1 tRNA gene is annotated in these 259 nt (G+C 61.0%); it reads right to left on the bottom strand.

From position 1 onward, the window contains the following. Positions 1-2: 2 nt before the first annotated feature. Positions 3-76: transfer RNA gene (locus AC0IW7_RS24875), tRNA-Asp, on the bottom strand. Positions 77-259 lie beyond the last annotated feature (183 nt).

The raw sequence follows: 259 nt of genomic DNA, 5'->3' as shown, positions 1-259 counted from the left end.
GGCGCAGCGGACGGGACTCGAACCCGCGACCCCCGGCGTGACAGGCCGGTATTCTAACCGACTGAACTACCGCTGCGTGTCGGTGGACTTTCGTCCGGTACAACGTGAAACGTGCTGCGTCTGATCGTAAAGCCCTGGTTGGCTTTTGATCTCAAGCTCGACAACGTCGGACTTGGCAAATAATGGCGCAGCGGACGGGACTCGAACCCGCGACCCCCGGCGTGACAGGCCGGTATTCTAACCGACTGAACTACCGCTG

It is taken from the genome of Pseudomonas sp. AC229, from assembly GCF_979254655.1.
This window is presented reverse-complemented; position numbering and strand designations above follow the sequence as displayed.